At 60.3% G+C, this 4,565-nt stretch carries 8 protein-coding genes; 1 reads left to right on the top strand and 7 read right to left on the bottom strand.

Annotation, left to right across the window (positions count from 1 at the left end; genetic code table 11):
- Nucleotides 1-161: 161 nt before the first annotated feature.
- From HMPREF0014_RS0206660 to merT, 7 genes are all read right to left on the bottom strand, one after another.
- Nucleotides 162-374, bottom strand: a complete 213-nt coding sequence (locus HMPREF0014_RS0206660; RefSeq protein ID WP_000993245.1) for a DUF3330 domain-containing protein — start codon at nt 372-374, stop codon at nt 162-164.
- A 65-nt stretch (nt 375-439) separates the two neighbouring features.
- Nucleotides 440-676, bottom strand: coding sequence for a broad-spectrum mercury transporter MerE (gene merE / locus HMPREF0014_RS25745; protein ID WP_001087807.1), 237 nt, complete (start codon nt 674-676; stop codon nt 440-442).
- Nucleotides 673-1,038, bottom strand: a complete 366-nt coding sequence (gene merD, locus HMPREF0014_RS24350; protein ID WP_001277463.1) for a mercury resistance co-regulator MerD — start codon at nt 1,036-1,038, stop codon at nt 673-675. The genes merE and merD overlap by 4 nt, the downstream gene beginning before the upstream one ends.
- 17 nt (nt 1,039-1,055) lie before the next feature.
- A complete protein-coding gene (merA, locus tag HMPREF0014_RS24345; protein ID WP_004644736.1) occupies nt 1,056-2,741 on the bottom strand; it encodes a mercury(II) reductase in 1,686 nt (561 codons plus the stop codon).
- Between the two features lie 38 nt (nt 2,742-2,779).
- Nucleotides 2,780-3,205: an organomercurial transporter MerC gene (gene merC / locus HMPREF0014_RS24340; protein ID WP_000522997.1), complete on the bottom strand. Its 426-nt coding sequence runs from the start codon at nt 3,203-3,205 to the stop codon at nt 2,780-2,782.
- A gap of 27 nt (nt 3,206-3,232) precedes the next feature.
- Nucleotides 3,233-3,508, bottom strand: a complete 276-nt coding sequence (gene merP, locus HMPREF0014_RS25740) for a mercury resistance system periplasmic binding protein MerP (protein ID WP_006581731.1) — start codon at nt 3,506-3,508, stop codon at nt 3,233-3,235.
- Between the two features lie 13 nt (nt 3,509-3,521).
- Entirely contained in the window at nt 3,522-3,872 is a 351-nt protein-coding gene (gene merT / locus HMPREF0014_RS0206655) for a mercuric ion transporter MerT (RefSeq protein ID WP_001294659.1), read from the bottom strand.
- Nucleotides 3,873-3,943: 71 nt separating this feature from the next.
- On the opposite strand from merT, the gene merR reads away from it, so the two are divergent.
- A complete protein-coding gene (merR, locus tag HMPREF0014_RS24330) occupies nt 3,944-4,399 on the top strand; it encodes an Hg(II)-responsive transcriptional regulator (RefSeq protein ID WP_001166628.1) in 456 nt (151 codons plus the stop codon).
- Nucleotides 4,400-4,565 lie beyond the last annotated feature (166 nt).

The following is a 4,565-nucleotide window of genomic DNA, read 5'->3' as shown; positions in this document are numbered from 1 at the left end:
TTAAACTTATTAAACTTATTAAACTTATTAAACTTATTAAACTTATTAAACTTATTAAACTTATTAAACTTATTAAACTTATTAAACTTAAATTGCTTAGGTGGTCTAACTAAAATTTTTAGCAGAGTGATCTAATAATAAATGTATTAATAGACCATGCTTCAATCTGACGGCTGCGAACCGCCAGGGACAGGCGCAATGTCAGATTCTGTCGCGGCCTTGGCGCGTGCCTGGAAGCGTTCATAGCAATCCAGCCCGCAGAAATGTTCGACGTATTCCGCGCCTTCCGGGGTGAAGGCGGCATCGAGCGGAATTTCTTTGCAGCATACGCAGCAGGTGGTGCAACTGGCAGTGTTCGGGGCGTTTGCGTTCATGGTGGTACTCCTCCAGATTGGTAGCGAAGCTCAAAGCTGCCCACTCTCGGCTGGCTGGGAAGCGGTCATGATCTTCCCTTGAAGGCCCGCAGCAGCCGCGTCACAGACAGGACAAACAAGCCGGTCAGCGTGAGGGCTGCAATACCCCAGTGCTCCCCGATGAACGCGCCGGCCGTCGTGCCGGCTAGCACAATGGCGAGAATCGGCAAATGGCAGGGACAGGTGAGCACGGCCAGCGCGCCCCACAAGTAGCCGGTGATCGGTTTGTGCGTCTCAGACGGCAAGTGCTCTGGGCTGTTCATGGCAGACTCTCCGCGTGCTGTGCCGGTTCGGTTGGCATGGCGGCCAGTTGCATTTCGAGGCTGGCCAGGGCCTCGCGCCGACGCTCGACGAGTTGCCGCAACACGGCAAGCTGCGCAGACGCACCGTCACCGTCCGCAGCATCCAGCGCCCGGCACAGCCGCGCCAGTGCGTCCAGGCCGATACCCGCTTCGAAGGCAGCCCGCACAAAGCGCAGCCGTTGCAACGCGGTGTCATCGAACAAGCCGTAGCCGCCCGTGGTGCACGCGACCGGCCGTAGCAATCCGCGCAGCAGGTAGTCGCGCACGATATGCACGCTCACCCCGGCATCAAGGGCCAGCCGGGACACTGTGTAGGCGCTCATTGAACACCTCCTTTTCCTCATCCGGCGCAGCACGAAAGCTGCTTCACGTCCTTGCTGAAGGTCTGCGCCGCGAGCTTCAGCCCTTCGACCATGGTCAGGTAGGGGAACAATTGGTCGGCCAGTTCCTGCACGGTCATACGGTTGCGAATGGCGAGCACCGCCGTCTGGATCAGTTCACCCGCTTCCGGGGCCACCGCTTGCACGCCGATGAGCCGTCCGCTACCTTCCTCGATGACCAGCTTGATGAAGCCGCGTGTGTCGAAGTTGGCAAGCGCACGCGGCACGTTGTCCAAGGTCAAGGTGCGACTGTCGGTCTCGATCCCGTCGTGATGTGCTTCCGCCTCGCTGTAGCCCACGGTGGCGACCTGCGGGTCGGTGAATACCACGGCCGGCATTGCGGTCAGGTCCAGGGCCGCATCGCCGCCAGTCATGTTGATCGCAGCACGGGTGCCGGCCGCTGCCGCCACATAGACGAACTGAGGCTGGTCGGTGCAGTCGCCAGCCGCATAAATGTGTGGCGTACTGGTGCGCATGCCCTTGTCGATGACGATGGCCCCCTGCGCATTGGCAGCGACTCCCGCCGCTTCCAATGCCAGGCTGCGCGTGTTCGGTGCCCTGCCAGTGGCGACCAGCAGCTGGTCGGCGCGTATTTCACCGTACCCGGTGGTCAGCACGAATTCGCCGTCCACATGCGCGACCTGGCTGGCTTGCGTGTGTTCCAATACCTTGATCCCTTCGGCACGGAACGCGGCTGTAACGGCCTCGCCGATGGCAGGGTCGTCGCGGAAGAACAGCGTGTTGCGAGCTAGGATCGTGACCTGGCTGCCCAGCCGGGCGAAGGCTTGCGCCAGTTCCAGCGCGACCACCGACGAGCCGATCACGGCTAGGCGTTCGGGAAGGGTGTCGCTGACCAGGGCCTCGGTCGAAGTCCAGTAGGGTGACTCTTTCAGGCCCGGAATCGGCGGCACGGCCGGGCTGGCACCCGTGGCGACTAAGCAGCGGTCGAAAGCTACCACGCGCTCGCCACCATCGTTTAAACGGACGACCAGGCTCTGCTCATCCTTGAAACGCGCCTCACCATGTACAACGGTGATGGCCGGGTTGCCGTCCAGAATGCCTTCGTACTTGGCATGGCGCAGTTCTTCGACGCGCGCCTGCTGCTGGGCCAGTAGTTTGCTGCGGTCAATCGCAGGCACAGTCGCCGCGATACCGCCGTCGAACGGACTTTCCCGACGTAAATGGGCGATGTGGGCGGCGCGAATCATGATCTTGGACGGCACGCAGCCGACGTTGACGCAGGTGCCGCCGATGGTGCCGCGCTCGATCAGCGAGACGTGCGCGCCTTGCTCGACGGCCTTCAGTGCTGCCGCCATTGCCGCGCCACCGCTACCAATGACGACGACCTGCAACGGGCGTTCGTTGCCACTGGGCTTATCAGCGGCCCCTATCCAGCCGCGCATCTTGTCGAGCAGGCCGGCGCGGTTGTCCGTCGGTGGCGCATCGGCAAGCGTTGCCTCGTAGCCCAGTCCGGCCACGGCGGTAGTCAGCGCATCCGATGACGTGCCCGCCTCAATGGCGAGTTGCGCTGTGCCCTTCGGATAGGACACCAGCGCCGATTGCACGCCGGGCACTTTCTCCAAGGCTTCCTTGACGTGAGCCGCGCACGAGTCGCAGGTCATCCCGGTGATTTTCAGTGTGGTCATGTATTTTTCCTTTTCTGTGGTGGCTACGGCTGTTGCCGTCAGCCACGTTGTTCTGGCAATTCACAGCTGTCCGGCCCGCAGCGGCGATGTGCTGGCGAGATGAAATCCCAGACCGACACCCCAACCATCAAGGCCAGGCCGACATAGAGCAGTCCACCGCTCTGCCAGCCGTAAGCCCGCATTAAAAACACCGCTGCCAGCACCAAGATCGGGCCTATCGTGCCGAGCGCCGTGCGTCGCCACTGTCGATGATTGAGCCAAGCGATAGCATTGGCGAGTAACGTGATGCCGGCGAACATCGGCAGCAGGATGCCAATGAATAGCCCCTCGTACTGGCTCAAGAAGCCCAGTCCGATGGCCGCGCCAAAGCTGGCGATGGCAGGAAAACAGGCGGCGCAGCCCATCGCGGAAACGACGCTGCCGAGCGCGCCGGTTTTGCCAGCGATGCGCGTGATGAGTCCCATGTGTCGCTCCCGAGTTCGGTTAACGGATCAGCGTTTGAGGCTGGACGGATAGCCCGCGTCCTCGGTCGCCTTGGTCAACTTCTGGACGTTGGTCTTGGCATCGTCGAAGGTGACGACGGTCTGGCGCTTGTCGAAACTTACGTCGGTCTTGCTCACGCCCTCAACCTTGGAAAGCGCGTGCTTGACAGTGATCGGGCAAGAGGCGCAGGTCATGCCAGGCACGGACAGCGTGACGGTCTGAGTGGCGGCGAACACGGGGGCAACGAAAGCGGCGAGAGCGAGGGAGGCAAACAGCTTTTTCATGATGAACTCCTGATTAGTAGAAAAATGGCATGACGTAGGGAAAACCAAGCGCGACCAAGACCAACACGGCGACGAACCAGAAAATGAGCTTGTAGGTGGTGCGCACTTGCGGAATCGCGCACACCTCGCCCGGCTTGCAGGCTGCGGTCGGTCGGACGATGCGCCGCCAGGCAAAGAACAGTGCAACCAGCGCCGCGCCGATGAAGATCGGCCGATACGGCTCCAATACCGTCAGGTTGCCGATCCATGCCCCGCTGAACCCCAAGGCGATCAAAACCAGCGGCCCCAGGCAGCAGGCCGACGCAAGAATGGCGGCCAGCCCACCGGCGAAGAGCGCGCCGCGCCCGTTTTGTGGTTCAGACATACGCTTGTCCTTTCAAATTTGGTTTGGATAGCTTAAGCTTACTTCCGTAGTTATGTACGGAGTCAAGCGATATGCAAATTAATTTTGAGAATCTGACCATTGGCGTTTTTGCCAAGGCGGCCGGGGTCAATGTGGAGACCATCCGGTTCTACCAGCGCAAGGGCCTGCTGCCGGAGCCAGACAAGCCCTATGGCAGCATTCGCCGCTATGGCGAGGCGGATGTAACACGAGTGCGGTTCGTGAAATCGGCCCAGCGGCTGGGCTTTAGCCTGGACGAAATCGCCGAGCTACTGCGGCTGGAGGATGGCACCCATTGCGAGGAAGCCAGCGGCCTGGCCGAGCACAAGCTCAAGGATGTGCGCGAGAAGATGGCCGACTTGGCACGCATGGAGGCCGTGCTGTCTGAACTGGTGTGCGCCTGCCATGCGCGGAAAGGGAACGTTTCCTGCCCGCTGATTGCGTCACTGCAAGACGGAACGAAGCTCGCTGCATCGGCGCGGGGGAGTCACGGGGTGACTACGCCTTAGCGTGCTTTATTTTCCGAATTCTGAGACGACCCCTAGATGCCTGGTCAAGACTGCATACTTGCAGTTTTGACGGCACTGTTGCAAATAGGGATCTGAGTCAATGATTTTCCCTTCAAAAAAGCTTAGAGACCGAAAACTCTATTTACTAGCCAAACTTCTCCTAGAA

The sequence above is a fragment of the Acinetobacter sp. RUH 2624 genome, from assembly GCF_000162375.2.
GTDB lineage: Bacteria > Pseudomonadota > Gammaproteobacteria > Pseudomonadales > Moraxellaceae > Acinetobacter > Acinetobacter nosocomialis.
The sequence above is the reverse complement of the archived record's forward strand: the minus strand, read 5'-3'. Positions and strand labels throughout refer to the sequence as shown.